The organism is Pirellulales bacterium (assembly GCA_019694435.1).
Taxonomy (GTDB): domain Bacteria; phylum Planctomycetota; class Planctomycetia; order Pirellulales; family JAEUIK01; genus JAIBBZ01.
In genome coordinates, this window is record JAIBBZ010000018.1 from 35,327 (window position 1) to 53,198 (window position 17,872).

Sequence of the window (17,872 nt, forward strand, 5' to 3'; positions counted from 1 at the left end):
GGAATTCAGGCTCGGAATGGCCCGAGCCAGAGCAACTCGCCGCCTGGCCCGGCGAATACCGGGCCGCGGCAGGCGGGCGATTATCGGCCGCTCGCCGCAGGGCTGCAAGGTGCGGCAGATTGCGTCGCGGGACGCGTGTCAGGGGCGCGCGGTGCGGCCATGTACCGGCAATTCCCAGGGCCAGCGAGCCGCCTGTCACGGGTTCGACTTGTTGGGCGCAGAATGGGGCTCACGGTGCGTCAGGGTGACCGTCGCCGTGTTCGGATCGATCAAGAAAATCGACGAACCACCAAGCTGTGCTCCAACGTCAAATTGGTCGTCCGTGGTGAGGTAGACCAGGTGTTCGCCGACGCTGATCAGTTGCCGTCGATCCAGCAGATTGTGGACCGAGGTTTTCGGCATGATCAAGTTCCCGAGCGGTGCAGTCTGCCGCAATTCCCCCGTCTCGGCATCGATCTCGCAGAGCATGGCCGGCGGCACACCGGCGTGGTTTTGCGTCGGCCCGAGATACTGGCTGATCCCGTAGATCACATCCTTCTCCGGCGCATAGGCCAGCGCCACTGGCTGGAGGTAGTCGCGCTGCTCATTCTTTGGCCAGCGATGGAGAGTCGCCACTTGGCCATTCGTCAATGAAATCGCCACTGGGCCGGGATGATTCGTAACGTAAGGCCACGCGACTAAACGCTGGCGCTTCGGGTCGAGCGTGAGGCAATGGATTCTTTCCTCACTGAAAGCGGCGGGCTCGATGACGCGGTTGGCGGCAGCGTGTTCGAACGGCTCTACCACGTGGCAATGATCGCGAATCAGCCCCAGGAACCGTTTGCCTGGCTCATCGTGCAGCAACGTCTTGATGTCCAGTGCGATCGGAAGCAGCGTATCCGCTCGGGGGCCTTGCAAAGTGAATTCGCCGTACGAGACGGCATAGCTCGTATGGGTACCGTACTTCCAATCCAAGACTGGCAAGTGCAAGGCCGAAAAACTCACCGCAGGCAAGTCGGCCGCCGGTTTGGGCTGCGGGTAGTCCAGCGAGAAGGCGGGATTGTCTTCGACGCGATTGACGGTGATCGGCCGATCCTCGTCAAGGCTTTCGGCTCCATGGAAACTCGCCAGCAGCAGGCCCGTGGCGGCGTGCAATTCGCGGACAGCAATCCGAAAATCACGGGTCTCCAACTGACTCGCCGGGCTCAGCCACAGTTGGGGATTTCGGGCATCGTAGTACGCGTAAACCTTAAGCGTGTTCTCCGGCAGCCCCGCGACGGACTGGAGGTATTGGCCGCCGACATACACGCGTGCGAGCGTGGTGTCCGCGGCGACGCTCACCTTCCACGACGTGGCGAGATAGCCGTTCAGGCATAAGACGACCCGTTTTCCAGGTCGATCGACGTGCACCCGCGAGCGACCTAAGGCTTGCTTCGCGTTGGCGTAGAATCCGCCCGTCAGCCCGACCATGTGCAATTCGAGGTCGGGTGCCGGCGCGAGTCGCGGGGGAAGTTCTGCGGCACGCGCCGGGGGTGCGTGTCCAGCCACCGCCAAACCCATCGCCAGGAGCGCAATGAGCACCTGCAGTCGGCAACGCATGGCCTCCCCCTCCCCTTGCACTGCGATTTTATTGATGGCGCCGACAAATCGTGCTCCCGTACAACCCTACCCGTGGGTCGAGTTAGCATCAATCGTGCTTACACTTCGGGCGGCCAGGGCGAACGTCGCGCGCATGATTCGACCGGGAATCGGGCTCGATAGCAGATTGATTTGGAGCAATTCGGGCTAAGATCGAAGGTGTCCGCGGCGCACCGGTGCCCCGGATTCTCGGACTTCAAATCTGCTCTCGTTGGCCGGTCATGGATATCGAACGTCTCGGTCCCTACAAGGTCGGTCGCCGCCTGGGCAAAGGCGGGATGGGCACCGTGTTCGCCGGCGTCGACGAGAACACCCGGCAAGAGGTGGCCATCAAGGTCTTGTCGGCGGCGCTGGCGGCCGAGGAAGGCTTTCGCGAGCGGTTCACCAGCGAGATCGAAACGCTGCGCAAGCTGCGCCATCCGAATATCGTGCGGCTCTACGGGTTTGGCCAGCAGGACGGCCACTTGTTCTACAGCATGGAGCTGGTGCCCGGCGTCAGCCTGGAAGAAGAACTGACCCAAGGTCGGCGCTTCGAGTGGAAGGAAGTGCTGACGTTGGCGGTGCAGATTTGCCGCGCGCTGAAACATGCCCACGATCACGGTGTGATTCATCGCGACATCAAGCCGGCCAACGTCATGCTCACGCCCGACGGACAGGTCAAGCTGTCCGACTTCGGCATCGCCAAACTGTTTGGCAACACGGGCCTGACCTCCGAAGGAGGCGTCCTGGGAACGGCCGAATACATGGCTCCGGAGCAGGCCGACGGCCGCCCGGTGACGCACAAGGCCGATCTCTACAGCCTGGGCGGCTTGATGTATGCGCTGCTGGCGGGCCGTCCACCGTTTCGTGCGCGGACCCTGCCCGAGATGCTGCAGCTCCAGCGGTTCGCGCAGGCCGACCCGGTGCGGCGCTACGCCCCACAGACTCCCGAGGAGATCGAAGAGCTGCTGACCGAGCTGCTCGAGAAAGAGCCCGACAATCGACCGACCAACGCGATGGTGCTGATCCGCCGGCTCGAGGCGATGTACCACGGCCTGGTGGCGCGAGAAAAACGTTTGAGCGAGCGGCGGCCTCTCGTGGCCGAGGATCTCGAATTCACCGTCTCGCCCGAGGTCGACCTGAATCGCACGGGATCGGTCGATTCGACACTGGCCGGCAACGAAGCCGCAGAGTCGGTTGATCCCTTGTCGGCGACGATCGGAGCCACGGCCTCGCCCCAGGCCGAGTTGCCGGACGACGACACCGGGTATTCGCTTGCCATCGATCTCGCGCCGGCGACCAATCGTCCGTTGTCCGAGCAGGCCACGATGGGGGCCTCGCAGGTCAACCCGCCGCCGGCCCCGCCGCACGAATCCAAGACCAAGGCGCCCGAGCCGGCTGCCAAGTTCAAACGGGTTGAAGAAGTCGACCAGGACGCGGAAGACGGCGGCCAATCGTACGTCTGGCTTGCGCAAATCGGCCTGCTGGCTGTCTCGCTGATCGCGGTCGTCGCGGTCGGCTGGTATTTGACGCGACCGGTCTCGGCCGAGGCGTTGTATGCCGAGATCAATGCCGCCGCGATCGACGGCCGGCCCGAGCGCCTGGCCGAGGTCGCCGAGCAGCTCGACGAGTTTCTCAAGCGCTTTCCCCAAGACGCTCGGGCCACGGAAGTCGGCGACCTCAAGCAACAACTCGAACTCGACCGGCAGCAGCGTCGGTTCGAGCGGCAAGCCCGCCGTGGAACTGGCCAATCGCTCACGCCGATCGAACGGGCGTATGTCGAGGCAATGCAACTGGCAACGCAAGATCCCCAGCGCGCGGCCGACAAGCTGGCGGCCCTGCTGACCTTGTTCTCGCAAGAGCACGCGGCCACCTCGGAGATGGCCAGCTGCCTCGAATTGGCCCGGCAGCAACTTGCCCGGCTGCAGGCCGAAGGACAGGCCGACAACGCGGCCCAGTTGCAGGTGATCGAGGCGCAGCTCAGGCGTGCCGAAGAATTGGCCGTGGCCGATCTCCCCGCGGCGCGGGCCGTCTGGAATGCAATCGTCGTCCTGTATGGCGATAAACTCTGGGCAGTCGCGGCGACGGGCATTGCCCGCCGGGCGCTCGAGGAGCACCCGGCGAATGTATCGGCCGCCGCAAGCGAGATGCCCGCTGCCGGAGCGGGAAAATAAGCCGGGCACCCGGTCGCACGAAACACCTGCTCCAGTCCCTTTCCGTGCACATTAGGCCCGCCGTCGGGCACCGAGTAAGATGACGGGGCCCTGGCATACCAAAGGCCCCCGCGATGACCTCAAACGCTGCGAGCCCGAACGTCGGTCAAGTGGATTACGACTATGTCGTGATCGGTTCAGGCTTCGGCGGTAGCGTCTCGGCGTGCCGGTTGACCGAGAAGGGCTACTCGGTGCTGGTCCTGGAAAAGGGCCGGCGTTTCAGGCCGCAGGATTTTCCAACCAGCAACTGGCAGCTTTCGCGCTGGATGTGGCGGCCGCGATTGGGCTGGCGCGGCCCTTTCAAGATGACCTTCCTGCGGCACATGACCGTGGTGTCGGGCGTGGGCGTCGGGGGCGGGTCGCTGGTCTATGCCAACACCCTGCCTGTGCCGCGGCGACCGTTTTTTGCCAGCGCGAGCTGGGCGCATCTGGCCGATTGGGAAGCGGAGCTCAAGCCGCACTATGCCACCGCGCTGCGGATGCTCGGCGCGGCGCCCAATCCGCGGCTGCATGTCGGCGATCAGGCGCTCCTGGAAATCGCCTCCGAGGATGGTCGGCCCGAACATTTTCACCCGGTCAATACGGCCGTCTACTACGGCGAGCCCGGCCGCACGGTGCCGGACCCGTATTTCGATGGCCGCGGGCCTTCGCGCACTGGCTGCATCCATTGCGGCCATTGCATGATCGGCTGCAAGGACAACGCCAAGAACACGCTCGACAAGAACTATCTCTATCTGGCCGAACAGGGCGGCGCCAAAGTCGAGGCCGAATGCGAGGTGTTCGATGTCCGCCCGCGCCCGGCGGGCGGTTACGAAGTGCATTACCGGCGGCACCACCCCCGGGGGACGCATTGCGTCACGGCCGCCCATGTGGTTTTTTCCGGCGGCGTGATGGGCACCTTGCCGCTGTTGCTGAAACTCAAGCAATCGTCGCTGCCGAAGCTGTCGGCACGGTTGGGCGACACGATTCGCAGCAACTCGGAAAGCATCATCAACGTCGTGACGTTGCGGCCCGAGCTGGACCTGTCGCAAGGCGTGGCCATCACGTCGAAGTACGACATCGACGAACACAGCAGCCTGGAGATCGTGCGTTATCCGCGCGGCTCCGGGTTCTTCAAGCTGCTGATCTCGCCGCACGCGCCGGGCAACAACGTGTTTGCCCGTCTGGCGATGGCGCTGGCCGCCTGGGTGCGGCAGCCGCTGCGGATGCTCAGGGCGCTGGGGGTGGAGATCGGCCGCGGCTCGCATACGCTCTTGTTCATGCAGACGCTCGACAGCACGCTGCGCTTTCGCCGCAACTGGTTCGGCGGCGTGACGACCGAGGTCTCGTCGGGTGCGCCTCCCGCGGCGTCGATCCCGTTGGCCACGCGGTACGCCGAGCGGATGGCCGAGAAGCTCGACGCCGTGCCGTTTTCGCTGGTCACCGAAACGTTGTTCGGCACGCCCTCGACGGCCCACATTCTCGGCGGCTGCTGCATGGGTCGCGATGCCGACGAAGGCGTGATCGACAGCCGCAACCGCGTCTTCAATTACGAAGGTCTCTACGTGATCGACGGTTCGATGATCTCGGCCAACCCGGGCGTCAATCCGTCGCTGACCATTACCGCACTCGCTGAACGGGCCATGTCGCTGATTCCGGCCAAGGAGCTTACTCATGAGTATCGCCGAACCGAAAGCGTTGTATCGGGAGCCGTCGGGTAGGATCTCGACCCCGGACGACATCGATCGGGCCGTCCGCGAACTGGCCGCCAATCGCGATCGTTTTCGACGCACGTCGGTGCGCGAGCGCATTCGGCTCGTCGAGGAATGTCTGCGGGGGCTCGTGGCCGAGGCCGACGGCTGGGTCGCCGCGGCCTGCGAGGCCAAGGGCCTGCAGCCCGGCACCAGCTTTGCCGCCGAAGAAATGGCTGCCGGACCCGTGGCCGTGGCCCGGTATCTGAAACTGCTCGCGCAAAGCTTGCGCGACATCGAAGCGCAGGGCATTCCGCGCGTGCCCGGCGAGATTGTCGTCGGCCCCGAGGGGCAGGTCCGCGTCGAGGTGATGCCCACCCGGGGGCTGTTCGACGGCATCTTGTTCTCCGGCTTCAAGGCGCACGTCTGGATGCAGCCGGGCGTGACGCCGGAAAATCTCGGCGACACGATGGCCACGATCTACCGGCACGAGCACCCGCCGGTGGGCATCTCGCTCGTGTTGGGCGCGGGCAACGTCTCGTCGATCCCGCCGACCGACGCCTTCTCGAAGCTCTTCCAAGAAGGCCAGTTGGTGCTCGTGAAAATGAACCCGGTCAACGAGTACCTGGGTCCGTTCTACGAACGGGCCTTTGCGGCCTTGTTGCGCGAGGGCTACCTGCGCATCGTCTACGGCGGCGCCGAGGCGGGCATCGCGGCGATCAACCAGCCGCTCGTCGACGAGGTGCACATCACCGGGTCCATCTATTCCCACGAGACGATCGTCTGGGGGCCGCCGGGGCCCGAACGCGATCTGCGCAAGTCAGCCGGCGATCCGTTGCTCAAGAAACGGATCACCAGCGAACTGGGCAACGTCACGCCGTGGATCGTCGTGCCCTGGGACTACAGCGAGAAGGAGCTGGCGTTCCAGGCCGAGAACACCGCAGCGATGATCACCAACAATGCTTCGTTTAATTGCATCGCCACAAAGATGGTGGTCACCTGGCGGCATTGGCCGCAGCGCGAACGGTTTCTCGATTTGCTCGAGGCGACGTTGGGCCACGTGCCGCGGCGCAAGGCGTATTACCCCGGCGCGGCCGACCGCTTCCGCAAGTTCACCGGCTGCGAAGGTCTCGACGAGCACGGCTGCCTGCCGTGGACGATCGTGCGCAACGTCGCGCCTCAGCGCGACCCGCAGTATTTCGACGAGGAGTCGTTCGTGTGCGTCTGCGCCGAGACGGCGCTCGACGCGGCCACGCCGGCCGATTTCCTCGACGCGGCCGTCGAGTTCGCCAACGACCGGCTGTGGGGTACCTTGGGCGCCGGCCTGATGGTGCATCCCAAGTTTCGCCGCGAGGGCAACCACGAGGCCCGCTTCCAACGGGCCCTGGCCAATCTGCGCTACGGCACGATCGGCATCAATCACTGGCCGGCACTGTCTTACGCGATGATCAGTCCGCCGTGGGGCGGTTTTCCCGGCGGTACGATTGCCGAGCCCCAAAGCGGCATCGGTTGGGTGCACAACACCTACATGCTCGACAAGGCCCAAAAGACCGTGCTCGAAGGCCCGTTGACCGTCTTCCCCAAGCCGTTTTGGTTCCCGACGCACACCGGCGCGGCGGGCATGGCGGGCGACGTCTTGCGTCTCACGGCCGATCCGTCGCTGTGGAAGGTGCTCAAGCTGTTGCCGGCGGCGCTGCGGGGATAACCGCTGGCGCCCCGGTCGCGCTGGCGACGTCCTCCGAAGAGGACTTTTGTTGACGCGCAAAAGATTTCTGGCGCGCGGCGTCCCTTGCTAGCCTGAGTCGCGAGGCCGGACGTCGTTGTCGTTTTGGGGCAACGGCGCATCGATCCCGGTCGGCCGCCTGGCACCCGAGGAGCTTGTGCATGATCGCGCTGCCTACCGCTCGTCAGCAGGAGTTTGTCGCCGCGCTTGAGGACGTCGTCTCCGGATTCGGCGGCAACCCCTTGTTCGCCAGCATCGATGCGGGCACCTTCGAGATGCGGCATTATCACCGCTGGCTGCAGAGGATCTTTCATCTTTCCTATCACGCGCCGCAGACGTTCGCGCTGGCGGCCGGCTATTGCGATTACCGCTTGCAGCCGGTGCGCGATTACCTGATTACGCACGCCGAAGAAGAACGGACGCATTGGCGCTGGTCCGTCGAGGACCTCGAGGCGACCGGCTATGCGGGGCCTGACCCGCGCAGCGAGATGCCTCCCTTGGATTGCCAGAACTATGTCGCCTTCACGACTTTTCTGGCCGTGCGGATGCCGGTGGCAAGGTTGGGAACGGCCGTGGTGCTCGAAGGAGTCGGCGCGCGCTGGGGCGCGGCCTACGGCCGCAAGGTCAAGGCTCTGCTCAATCTACAGCCGCAGCAGATGTCGTTTTCGCTGGGGCACGGCGACGTCGACGCGGGGCACACGGCCGATATCATGCGCGTGCTCGATGAGGCCGAATTGACCGGCCACGAATGGGCCTGGCTGACCCATGCCGTGCGGACGGCCAACGAGTTGTATACGCAGGTCTATGCGTCGGTCGTGACTTGAGCTGGCGAAACGTGCCGCGATGGACGAACTGCAAGCGACGTTGAGGATCCTCGAGGAGCGGCTGTTGCACCCCGAGGTGCGGCGCGACCCGGAGGCCGTCGCGCTGCTCTTGGCCGACGACTTTCGCGAGTGCGGCGCCTCGGGGCGGATCTACGACAAGAGCCAGGTGCTCGCCGTGCTGCAGGGCGAACAAGCGCGCGGGCCCATCGCGATGCGGGATTTTCAGGTTCGCGCATTGGCGCCGGGGGTGGCGCTGGCGACGTATCGCGCTTGGCAGTCGCTGCCCGGCGGCCAGCACGCGCGGGGCACGTGGCGATCGTCGCTGTGGCGGCAGGAAGCAGGCGCGTGGCGGCTCGTCTTCCACCAAGGCACCGAGCTGGCCGAGGGACCGGGCGACCCCGCTTGACACAATTTGCCGTCCGGTCGACACTCGCGGCCCGGTGGTAAACTCGTCCGCGCACGTTGCCAGGAAGCATCGCATGTCGCACGATTCGCATCAGGCTGCCGGCTCGCGCCGGGAGTTTCTCGCCGGTTCGGCCGGCTCGCTTGCCGGCGTGGCGCTGGCCGGCGCTGCTTTCACGGGCGCAACGCTCGCCGACGCCGCGGCCGCCGATCCCAATGTGCCAAAGCCCTCCCCGGCCAAGACAGGTCGTACCGCCGTGACACCACTCAAAGTCATCTCGTCGAAAAACGGGCTCGAGACCACGCGCAAGGCGTACGAGCTGATTGCCGCCGGCGGCGAACCGCTCAACGCCATCGTGCAAGGCATCGAGATCGTCGAAAACGACCCGAACGACACCTCGGTTGGCTACGGCGGTTTGCCCAACGAGGACGGCGTCGTTGAACTCGACGCGGCCGTCATGCACGGGCCGACGCATCGCTGCGGCGCCGTGGCGGCCTTGCGCAACGTCCGGCATCCGACGGCCGTGGCTAAGCTGGTCATGGAACAGACCGACCACGTGCTGTTGGTGGGCGAGGGGGCCTTGCGGTTTGCCCGGGCGCAGGGTTTTCCCGAGGAGAACCTGCTCACGGAAAAGGCGCGCAAGACTTGGCTCTACTGGCGGCAGACGCGCAGCACCGAAGACGACTGGCTGCCGCCGGCCGAGGTGCCGCCCGAGTGGAAGGAATATCTGACGAGCCGTCGCCCCACCGGCACGATCCATTGTGCGGCCCTCGTCGGCAGCGACTTATTTTGCGCCACGAGCACCAGCGGCCTGGCCTTCAAGCTGCCCGGCCGCGTCGGCGATTCGCCGATCGTCGGTGCCGGGCTGTACTGCGACAACGACGCCGGCAGTTGCGGCAGCACGGGGCGCGGCGAGGCCAATCTCCAGAACCTCTCCAGCCGCCTGGCGGTCGAACTGATGCGCACGGGCAAGACGGCCGTCGACGCCGGCCTGGAGGTGATGCGGCAGATTGCCAAACATACCGAGCCGCGGCTGCTCGACGCCGAAGGCCGGCCCAACTTCGAGCTGAAACTCTACCTGCTCTCGAAGCGCGACGGCGGACACGCCGGCGTGTCGATGTGGCCGGCTCAGTTCTCGATCACCGACGAACGGGGTACACGGCTCGAAGATTGCGTGCCGCTGTTCGAGCGCAAAAGCTAGCTCCCCGAGGCCCGATTTGCCGCCGTGCCGGCGCCGCGGTTAGAATCTCGCCGCGCTGTTGCAGTGTATCCTCTCACCGGCATCTCGGACCGCACCATGAGCGCCTTTCTTGGCATCGATATCGGCACCTCCGGCACGAAGACCCTGGCGATCGACGAACGAGGAAAAATCCTCGCCGAGGCCGATAGCCGTTACCCTTCGCATCATCCCAAGCCGCTGTGGAGCGAGCAGGACCCCGAAGACTGGTGGCAAGGCACGATCAAGACCGTGCGGGCCGTGGTCAAAAAGGCCAGGCTCAAGCCGGCCGACGTGAAGGCCATCGGGCTCTCGGGCCAGATGCACGGCTCAGTGTTCCTGGACAAGAAGAACCAGGTCGTGCGCAGGGCCCTGCTGTGGAACGATCAGCGCACCAGCGCCGAATGCGACGAGATGGAACGCCGCGCCGGCGGGCGGAAGAAACTGATCAAGCTGGTTGCCAATCCGGCGTTGACCGGTTTCACAGCGCCGAAAATTCTCTGGTTGCGCAATCACGAGCCCAAGAACTTCGACAAGACCGTCAAGGTCTTGCTGCCCAAGGACGACGTGCGCCGGCGGTTGACGGGCGAGTTTGCCACCGATGTGAGCGACGCCAGCGGCATGCTGCTGCTGGACGTGGCGAAGCGCGACTGGTCGAAGCCGCTGTTGTCGGCCCTGGAACTCGATGCGTCGCTCTTGGCGCCGTGCTATGAATCGGAAGACGTCACCGGCAAGCTCACGCCCGAGGCCGCGAAGCTGCTGGGCCTGTCGACCGATTGCGTCGTCGTCGGCGGGGCCGGCGATTGCGCGGCAGGCGCCCTGGGCAACGGCATCGTGCGGCGCGGCGTGCTGTCGACCTCGATCGGCACCTCGGGCATCATGTTCGTGCACAGCGACACGGTCGAGATCGATCCCGAGGGCCGGCTGCACACCTTCTGCCATGCCGTGCGCGGCCGCTGGCACATGATGGGCGTGAGCCTCTCGGGCGGCGGCTGCCTGCAATGGTTCCGCGAACGGCTGTGCCAGACCGAGATCGCGCTGGCGAAGAAGACCAAACGCGATCCCTACCAGATGCTGCAGGACGAGGCGACCCCGACTCCGGCGGGGGCCGAGGGCCTGTTCTTCCTCCCGTATCTCTCCGGCGAGCGCACCCCGCACGCCGATCCCGATGCCCGGGCCTGTTTCGTGGGGCTGACCTTGAAGCACACCCGAGGTCACATGGTGCGATCGGTCATGGAAGGGGTCGCCTATGCGATGCGCGACAGCCTGGAGATCATCCGCGAGATGGGGGTGCCGGTGAACGAGATCAGGGCCTCGGGCGGCGGCTCGAAAGTGCCGTTGTGGCGCCAGATTCAGGCCGACGTCTTCGGCCAGAGGGTAATGACGCTCAATGCCGAAGAGGGACCCGCCTATGGCGTGGCCCTGTTGGCTGCCGTCGGGGCGGGGGCCTTCAAGAACGTCGTCGAGGCCTGCGACGCGACGATTCACACGGTCAAGGAAACCCCCGTCGTCAGGGCCCACAAGCAGTACTACGACCGCGGGTTTCCCATCTACCAGCAGCTCTATCGCTCGCTCAAGAACGACTTCAAACGCATCGCCACGCTCGAGGCGTGATGGCATACTGAGACGCACGGTTCCCGGCAGGCAAGCGGGACTGCGGGCACGGCTTCGGCGAGGATCGCTATGTGTGCATTGTTGTTGCGGGAACGAGACGTCGAACAATTGCTCGACGTGCGCCGGGCAATTGACCTGCTCGACGATGCCTTCCGCCGCTGGGACGCGGGCGAGGCTGTCAACGTGCCGCGCGACCGGGCCGTGGTCAGCGGCTTTGCGCTGCACACGATGAGCGCCGCGGTGCCCTACCTCGGCGTCGCCGGTTGGAAGGCGTATAGCACGACGAAAAACGGCGCGCGGTTTCTCGTCGGGCTCTACGACCTGGCGAGCGGCCAACTGCTGTCGCTCCTCGAAGCGGACCTGCTCGGCCAGATTCGCACCGGCGCCACGACCGGCGTGGCGATCTCGCACCTGGCCCTGGCCGATGCGGCCGAGGTGGGGGTGTTCGGCGCAGGCTGGCAGGCCGAATCGCAGCTTGCGGCGGCCTGCGTGGCCCGGGGAATCAAGCGCGCCTTCGTCTATTCGCGCAACGACGAGCGGCGCACGGAATTCTGCGCGCGGATGTCGCAGCGGCTCGATATCGAGGTGGTGCCGGTCGATCGGCCGCAGGAAGCCGCGAGCGAACTGCCGATCGTGATCACGGCGACCACCAGCCGCGAGCCGGTGTTCGACGGCAAAGACCTGGCCGAAGGGACGCTGGTCTGCGCGGTGGGGGCCAATTGGCAGAGCCGCGCCGAGATCGATGCCGACGTGGTGCGGCTGGCCGACAACGTCGTCTGCGACAGCGTCGAGGCCTGCCGGCACGAGGCCGGCGACTTTCGCAGCGCGCTCGAACGCGGCTTGTTCGACTGGAAACGCGCCGTCGACCTGGCGGCGGTCGTTTCCGGCCAGGCCGTGGGACGCCGCACGCGTGACAGCATCGTGTTGTTCAAGAGCGTCGGCCTGGCCATCGAAGACGTCGTCGTTGCGGCCTGGTGTTACCGCCGGGCCCTCGAAACAGGCCAAGGCACCGAACTGCCGATCTGAGCGGGCTGCTGATCGCATCCGGAATGACTCCTGGTGCATCACCGGGAGATCGTTTATCATGTTGCGTTTCGCCAAGAGTGGGCTGCGCCTGCGGACGCTCGCTCGATACAGTCATTGAGTCTTAGCTCGGATTGAGCCTGCCATGCGTTCGCGACCGCGCACCAAACTTGTCCTGCAACGCAAGAGCCGCCGCTGTGCCAAATGTGGTTCGATGCTGAATAACCAGCGAACCCGCTGCAAGAAGTGCGGCAAGGCGCAAAAGATCCCGGGCAAGTAAGCTCGCGGCAGGCGCCGCGGAGGCCCACGCCTTGAGCGAAGCAGCGGCCACTTCGCGCGGTCTGATCGCCACGGCGGGCCTGGTCTTGGGGCCCCTCGCTGCCGCTGCCTTGTTCGGGGGACCCAGCGCCGGGTGGGCGCTCGACGAGGCCCGGCCCGAACTGAATGCCATGGCGGCCGTGGCCGTCTGGATGGCCATCTGGTGGCTCACCGAGGCCGTGGCCCCGGCTGCCACGGGCCTGTTGCCTTTGGCGCTGCTTCCGGCGCTGTCGATTTTACCGGCCAAGGCTGTAGCCGCCTGTTACGGCGACAGCCTGATCTATCTCTACCTGGGTGGCTTCCTGATTGCCCTGGCGGCCGAAGAAACGGGGCTGCAGCGCCGTCTCGCCCTGAATGTCATCGCCGTGATCGGCGACAGCCCGGCTCGCGTCGTTCTGGGAGTCATGCTGGCCACGGGTGCGATGTCGATGTGGATGAGCAACACGGCCACGACGCTCGTCATGCTGCCGTTGGCCGTGAGCCTGGCCGACCGCGCGCGGTGTCAATCGGCCGACCCGCAGGCCGGCCGGAACTTCGGCGCTGCCGTGCTGCTGGCGATCGCCTACGCCGCAAGCATTGGCGGCTACGGCACCTTGATCGGCACGCCGCCGAACCTGGCCCTCAAGCAGATCTACACGCAGGAATTCCCCCAGGGGCCGGAGCTGTCGTTTGGCGGCTGGATGCTCTTGGCCGCGCCGCTGGCCGGGGTGATGTTGATCGTGTCCTGGCTGCTCATGACCAGGTTGCTGCTCCCCCTGGGCGGGAGCAACTTGCTCGGCGAAAAGGAATACATCGCCGCCGAACGCAGGTCGCTGGGCCCTTGGACGCCGGCCGAGGTGCGCATCGCGGCGATCTTCGTCATCACGGCCCTGCTGTGGATCTTTCGCCAGCCGGTCGCAGGCTTTGGCTGGGCGCCGGCCTTGCGCAACCTGGCTTCGCGGCCGACGCTGCCGGTCGACGATTCGACCGTGGCCATCGCGATGGCGCTGGTGTGTTTCGTCGTTCCCCGGTCGGGATGGCGCGGGCCCGCCCTGGCCGATTGGCACCTGGCGCAGCGCGTGCCCTGGGGCGTGCTGCTGCTGTTTGGCGGCGGGCTGGCCCTGGCCGAAGGGCTGTCGTCGAGCGGTTTGGATGCCCACCTGGGGCGCTGGTTTGGCCGGCAGTTGGCCGGTGCGTCGCCGCTGGCGATGTGCGCGGCAACCGCCACGGGGATGACGTTCTTCTCCGAATTGGCCAGCAACCTGGCGTGTACCACGATGAGCCTGCCCATTCTGGCGAGCGTCGCGCAGAACCTGGATTGCGATCCCCGGCTGCTCATGGTGACCGCCACGATCGCGGCGAGCAGTGCCTTCATGCTGCCGGCCGGCACCCCGCCCAACGCGATCGTCTACGGCTCGGGTTACGTGCGCCTTCGCGACATGCTGGTGACCGGTTTCGTGCTCAACTGGGCCGGAATTTTGCTGATCGTCGCTGCGATCTACCTGCTAGGGGGCCCGGCGCTGGGAATTACCTGGGCTGGGCTACCCGATTGGGCCCGTGCGCGCTAGCCGCGCATGGCGGGTCTTCCCTCTTTCTCTCCCACCTGGTGATGCTGTTTGACTCTCACCGGAACGGAGAAACGACGGAGAAACGGGGGACGGGTCCAATTCTTGCTTGGTCTCTGTATCGTGGTTACGATCAAGGCCATGCCAAGAACCGCGCGTGCCGCACCGGGTGGGTTCGCGAGCGCGGTGCCGCCGAGCAGAAGGCCTGGCTGTCGAGTTGGCCGGTTCCCCGCCCGCGTCGCTTGCGCGAACACGTCAACACGGCGCACACCGACGCCGAGTTGGACGCGCTGCGGCGAAGCGTGCAGCGTGGCACACCCTACGGCAGCACGTCATGGATCGCGTCGACCGCCGCCGCCCTTGGGCTCCAAGCCACGCTCCGCGCGCCCGGCCGCCCGCGCAAGGCTTCGCCCTCGGATTCGTAAATTGGACCCGTCCCCGTTTCTTCGCTCGTTTCTTCGCTCGGAGTTCAGCCTCATGAAACCACAGGTTCGGACGCTCGCGCGACCAATTCATGCCCGCCAACTGCTCGTTCTTTGTCTGTTCCCGATTGGCTCTACTGCACTTGCAGGACCTATCTACACCGTGGTGCCCGTAGCAGGCCCTAACAGTAACGCTTACGCCATCAACTCTCACGGCGATGTCACCGGCGTTTATCGCACTTCCGGGGGCGCGGACCACGCCTTCATCTACACGCAATCTAATGGGTTCTTGGATCTGGGCACACTTGCTGGCGGAAGCAGCGTTGGCCGTGACCTCAATGATGACAGAATCGTCGTAGGGCAATCAGACGGGCGGGCCTTCAAATGGCAACTTGGCCTCGGAATGGTGGGATTAAATGCTGGCCCAAGCGATGCACGGGGAATTAATGATTTTTCCAATAGGACAATTGGGACGGTGATGGACTCCTTCGACACGACAACCACCTGGTCAAACATCAATACCGCAACACCCTACTTTGTTACCGACAATACTCAAGGGTATGCAATTAACGATGCTGACTCAGTTGTTGGACGAGTGGATGGAACAACTGGGTATATTTCCAGCATTAGCAATGTTGCATACACCGACCTGGGTCTCTTTCTCCCAAATGATATCAATGACAATAGCTTCGTCGCAGGCTCTGAAAACGGAATCGCCGGGCTCTATAACGCCAATGACTCCACCTTCCTGTCCTTCGGAAAACTCAATATCACCGACGCGTTCTCCGAAGCGCTCGGCCTGAACTCGCTCAATCTGTTCGTCGGTATCTCCGAGGGCACCGGCGGATTTAGCTGGAATCAAGCAGACGGACTCGTGAACCTCACCGACTCGCTGGCCCCGGGCTTTGAAGACTGGGCGGTTGTTTCTGCGAATGGAGTGAATGACAATGGATGGATTACTGGGCAAGCAATGATTGACGGAGAACTGAGGGCCGTAATCCTAGTGCCGGTGCCGGAAGCCAGCAGCTTAACCCAGGCGATGGCCATCCTTGCTGCTTTGGTAGTCGGAATGGTCCTTCGCACAACCGCAAGGGCTTTCTCGCAGAATACCGTCGCACTTCCGTAGGTCGTCTCAACGATCATGCAAGACGCGATTGCATAACTTCCGACTCGGGAATGCACGCTCGCCGAGATGCTGCGGTTGCCGTGGATAACAAGTCGCTGTGAAATCCACTACGACCTGCTCCGTAGAAAACCCGCCGGTAGCTTCATCCGCTAGCGGCTCGGCGTGCGTAGCACGCTTGGATGAGTACGACTTCCAAGAGTCCGAAGCGGTTGCTGGCAGTGGCCTATCGGATCGGTTGCGCGGCGCTGGCGCCCTACGCACATCGCTCCAATCCCAAGAAGTTCAAAGCAGAAAAGGTTCCAGGAACCGTTGTTGGCACTGCAATTGCGCCCGTATGCCGTTCGGGGCGACGCCTTGGCGGCGTGTCTTGCCGTTGACGGCGGCCACCAGCGGCGTGTCGGCCGACGCCATCCCCTGCATCCACGGCAATAAGGCCTGGGAAAAATCGGGCAGCGCGCAGCCTGCCAACGCGCGGCGGGTCGTCGTGGCATGCGGCGGCTGGCCGCGGGTAAATTCCAGCGGCTCTTTCAGTTCGTCCGAATGCGCCTCGGCCCGCCGCTGCAGCAGGGCCAGCTCGCGAATCCGGGCCAACTGGCCCGAAAAGACCAACGCGAGCAGGGCCGGAAGGTGAAAATCCTTGAGCGACCCCCGGCGATCTGCCAAGATTTGGATTGGCGCCGTGGCCGGCCGGAGGCTGCCCGGTTGCTCCCTCCTGGATCGTGGTCTCCGCGTTTGCCGCACGAGTAGCGAGCCCCCATGAAGAATGCTTCTTGCCTGGCTTTGTCGGCGGTCGCCTGGCTGGTTCTTGCCGCCGCGCCAGCCGCGGGGGACGAGCCGGCCCCGGTCAGCTATTGGCGCGAGGTGCGGCCGCTGTTGCAGGTCAAATGCCAGGGTTGCCATCAGCCGGCCCGGCCGCAGGGCGGCGCGGTCGTCACATCGGTCGAGGCGCTGCTGCGGCCCGGCGACACCGACCAGCCGGGCGTGGTGCCGGGAAATCCGGATGAGAGCGAACTGATCGCCCAGGTGACCGCCGCCGAGGGCGAGAAACCGGCCATGCCCAAGGGCGCCGATCCGCTCGCGCCGGCCGAGGTCGACTTGCTGCGCCGCTGGATTGCAGCCGGCGCCGTAGACGACACCCCGGCCTTGGCCCGCGATGCGGTCGATGCGGCCCATCCGCCCGTGTACACGCTGCCCCCGGTGATCACGGCGATCGACTTCTCGCCCGACGGCACCTTGCTGGCGGTTTCCGGCTATCACGAGGTGTTGTTGCACAAGGCCGACGGCAGCGAGCTCGTGGCCCGGCTGGTGGGTTTGGCGGTGCGCATCGAGTCGCTGGCGTTTTCGCCCGACGGCACGCGGCTGGCCGTCAGCGGCGGGTCGCCGGGGCGGTTTGGCGAGATCCAGATCTGGGACGTCGCCAAGCGTGAGCTGCAACACTCGGTCCAGGTCACGTTCGATTCGGTCTACGGCGTGAGCTGGTCGCCCGACGGGACCAAGATCGCCTTTGGCTGCGGCGACAACACGCTCCGCGCGCTCGATGCGGCCAGCGGCAAGCAGGTGCTGTACCAGGGCGCCCACAACGACTGGGTGCTCGACACCGTGTTTTCCAACGATGCGTCGCACCTGGTTTCGGTGAGCCGGGACATGTCGATGAAACTCACCGAGGTCGCGACCGAGCGGTTCGTCGACAACATCACGAGCATCACGCCCGGGGCCCTCAAGGGCGGGCTGCAAACGGTCGATCGCCGGCCGGGCAAGGACGAACTGTTGATTGGCGGTGCCGACGGCGTGCCGAAGCTGTACCAGATGTATCGCACGATGGAGCGGCGGATCGGCGACGACTACAACTTGATTCGCGCGTTCGAGGCCTTACCCGGCCGGATTTTCGCCGACGAGTTCAACGCCGACGGCAGCAGGTTCGTCGTGGGCGCCAGCCTCGACGGCGCCGGCGAGGCCCGCGTCTACCAGACCGACGACGGCAAGCTGCTCGCGCGGCTCGAAGGCGTGACCAGCCCGGTTTACACCGTGGCGTTTCGGCCCGACGGTAAGGTCGTTGCTACGGCGGGCTTCGACGGCCGCGTGCGGTTGAGCGATGCGGAGACGGGATCGCTCGTGCTCGAATTTTTGCCCGTACCGCAGACGCCGGCCGTCGCGGGACCCTGATCGCGCCGCACCCGCGA

At 65.2% G+C, this 17,872-nt stretch carries 13 protein-coding genes; 11 read left to right on the forward strand and 2 right to left on the reverse strand.

Annotated elements, in window-relative coordinates:
• Nucleotides 1-195 precede the first annotated feature (195 nt).
• Nucleotides 196-1,578, reverse strand: a complete 1,383-nt coding sequence (locus tag K1X74_14280) for a hypothetical protein (GenBank protein MBX7167493.1) — start codon at nucleotides 1,576-1,578, stop codon at nucleotides 196-198.
• Nucleotides 1,579-1,838: 260 nt separating this feature from the next.
• Between K1X74_14280 and K1X74_14285 the strand changes: the two genes are divergently transcribed.
• From K1X74_14285 to K1X74_14330, 10 genes are all read left to right on the forward strand, one after another.
• On the forward strand, nucleotides 1,839-3,770 hold the full coding sequence (locus tag K1X74_14285) for a serine/threonine protein kinase (GenBank protein ID MBX7167494.1): 1,932 nt from the start codon (nucleotides 1,839-1,841) through the stop codon (nucleotides 3,768-3,770).
• A gap of 113 nt (nucleotides 3,771-3,883) precedes the next feature.
• Nucleotides 3,884-5,509 carry an FAD-dependent oxidoreductase gene (locus K1X74_14290; protein MBX7167495.1) on the forward strand — a complete coding sequence of 542 codons (1,626 nt, stop codon included), beginning with the start codon at nucleotides 3,884-3,886 and terminating at the stop codon, nucleotides 5,507-5,509.
• Complete coding sequence (locus K1X74_14295) at nucleotides 5,463-7,184, forward strand: aldehyde dehydrogenase family protein (protein ID MBX7167496.1); 1,722 nt, start codon at nucleotides 5,463-5,465, stop codon at nucleotides 7,182-7,184. The genes K1X74_14290 and K1X74_14295 overlap by 47 nt, the downstream gene beginning before the upstream one ends.
• A 179-nt stretch (nucleotides 7,185-7,363) precedes the next feature.
• Nucleotides 7,364-8,026, forward strand: coding sequence for an iron-containing redox enzyme family protein (locus K1X74_14300; GenBank protein ID MBX7167497.1), 663 nt, complete (start codon nucleotides 7,364-7,366; stop codon nucleotides 8,024-8,026).
• Between the two features lie 19 nt (nucleotides 8,027-8,045).
• Nucleotides 8,046-8,432, forward strand: a complete 387-nt coding sequence (locus K1X74_14305; GenBank protein ID MBX7167498.1) for a DUF4440 domain-containing protein — start codon at nucleotides 8,046-8,048, stop codon at nucleotides 8,430-8,432.
• A gap of 73 nt (nucleotides 8,433-8,505) precedes the next feature.
• The gene (locus tag K1X74_14310) at nucleotides 8,506-9,630 is read left to right on the forward strand and encodes a N(4)-(beta-N-acetylglucosaminyl)-L-asparaginase (GenBank protein MBX7167499.1); all 1,125 of its coding nucleotides are present in this window, start codon (nucleotides 8,506-8,508) and stop codon (nucleotides 9,628-9,630) included.
• 96 nt (nucleotides 9,631-9,726) lie between these two features.
• Complete coding sequence (gene xylB, locus K1X74_14315) at nucleotides 9,727-11,259, forward strand: xylulokinase (protein ID MBX7167500.1); 1,533 nt, start codon at nucleotides 9,727-9,729, stop codon at nucleotides 11,257-11,259.
• Nucleotides 11,260-11,328: 69 nt separating this feature from the next.
• Entirely contained in the window at nucleotides 11,329-12,285 is a 957-nt protein-coding gene (locus K1X74_14320; GenBank protein ID MBX7167501.1) for an ornithine cyclodeaminase family protein, read from the forward strand.
• Nucleotides 12,286-12,593: 308 nt separating this feature from the next.
• Nucleotides 12,594-14,147, forward strand: a complete 1,554-nt coding sequence (locus K1X74_14325; GenBank protein MBX7167502.1) for a sodium:proton antiporter — start codon at nucleotides 12,594-12,596, stop codon at nucleotides 14,145-14,147.
• A 474-nt stretch (nucleotides 14,148-14,621) separates the two neighbouring features.
• Entirely contained in the window at nucleotides 14,622-15,692 is a 1,071-nt protein-coding gene (locus K1X74_14330) for a DUF3466 family protein (protein MBX7167503.1), read from the forward strand.
• 282 nt (nucleotides 15,693-15,974) lie between these two features.
• Here the strand turns inward: K1X74_14330 and K1X74_14335 are convergent, their stop codons facing one another.
• A complete protein-coding gene (locus K1X74_14335; protein ID MBX7167504.1) occupies nucleotides 15,975-16,355 on the reverse strand; it encodes a hypothetical protein in 381 nt (126 codons plus the stop codon).
• A 93-nt stretch (nucleotides 16,356-16,448) separates the two neighbouring features.
• Between K1X74_14335 and K1X74_14340 the strand changes: the two genes are divergently transcribed.
• Entirely contained in the window at nucleotides 16,449-17,855 is a 1,407-nt protein-coding gene (locus K1X74_14340) for a hypothetical protein (protein MBX7167505.1), read from the forward strand.
• Nucleotides 17,856-17,872 lie beyond the last annotated feature (17 nt).

Excerpts from the sequence above, each read along its gene's own strand:
- K1X74_14280 (MBX7167493.1), bottom strand. The coding sequence starts at position 1,578 with ATGCGTTGCCGACTGCAGGTGCTCATTGCGCTCCTGGCGATGGGTTTG.
- K1X74_14285 (MBX7167494.1), top strand. The coding sequence starts at position 1,839 with ATGGATATCGAACGTCTCGGTCCCTACAAGGTCGGTCGCCGCCTGGGC.
- K1X74_14290 (MBX7167495.1), top strand. The coding sequence starts at position 3,884 with ATGACCTCAAACGCTGCGAGCCCGAACGTCGGTCAAGTGGATTACGAC.
- K1X74_14295 (MBX7167496.1), top strand. The coding sequence starts at position 5,463 with ATGAGTATCGCCGAACCGAAAGCGTTGTATCGGGAGCCGTCGGGTAGG.
- K1X74_14300 (MBX7167497.1), top strand. The coding sequence starts at position 7,364 with ATGATCGCGCTGCCTACCGCTCGTCAGCAGGAGTTTGTCGCCGCGCTT.
- K1X74_14305 (MBX7167498.1), top strand. The coding sequence starts at position 8,046 with ATGGACGAACTGCAAGCGACGTTGAGGATCCTCGAGGAGCGGCTGTTG.
- K1X74_14310 (MBX7167499.1), top strand. The coding sequence starts at position 8,506 with ATGTCGCACGATTCGCATCAGGCTGCCGGCTCGCGCCGGGAGTTTCTC.
- xylB (MBX7167500.1), top strand. The coding sequence starts at position 9,727 with ATGAGCGCCTTTCTTGGCATCGATATCGGCACCTCCGGCACGAAGACC.
- K1X74_14320 (MBX7167501.1), top strand. The coding sequence starts at position 11,329 with ATGTGTGCATTGTTGTTGCGGGAACGAGACGTCGAACAATTGCTCGAC.
- K1X74_14330 (MBX7167503.1), top strand. The coding sequence starts at position 14,622 with ATGAAACCACAGGTTCGGACGCTCGCGCGACCAATTCATGCCCGCCAA.
- K1X74_14340 (MBX7167505.1), top strand. The coding sequence starts at position 16,449 with ATGAAGAATGCTTCTTGCCTGGCTTTGTCGGCGGTCGCCTGGCTGGTT.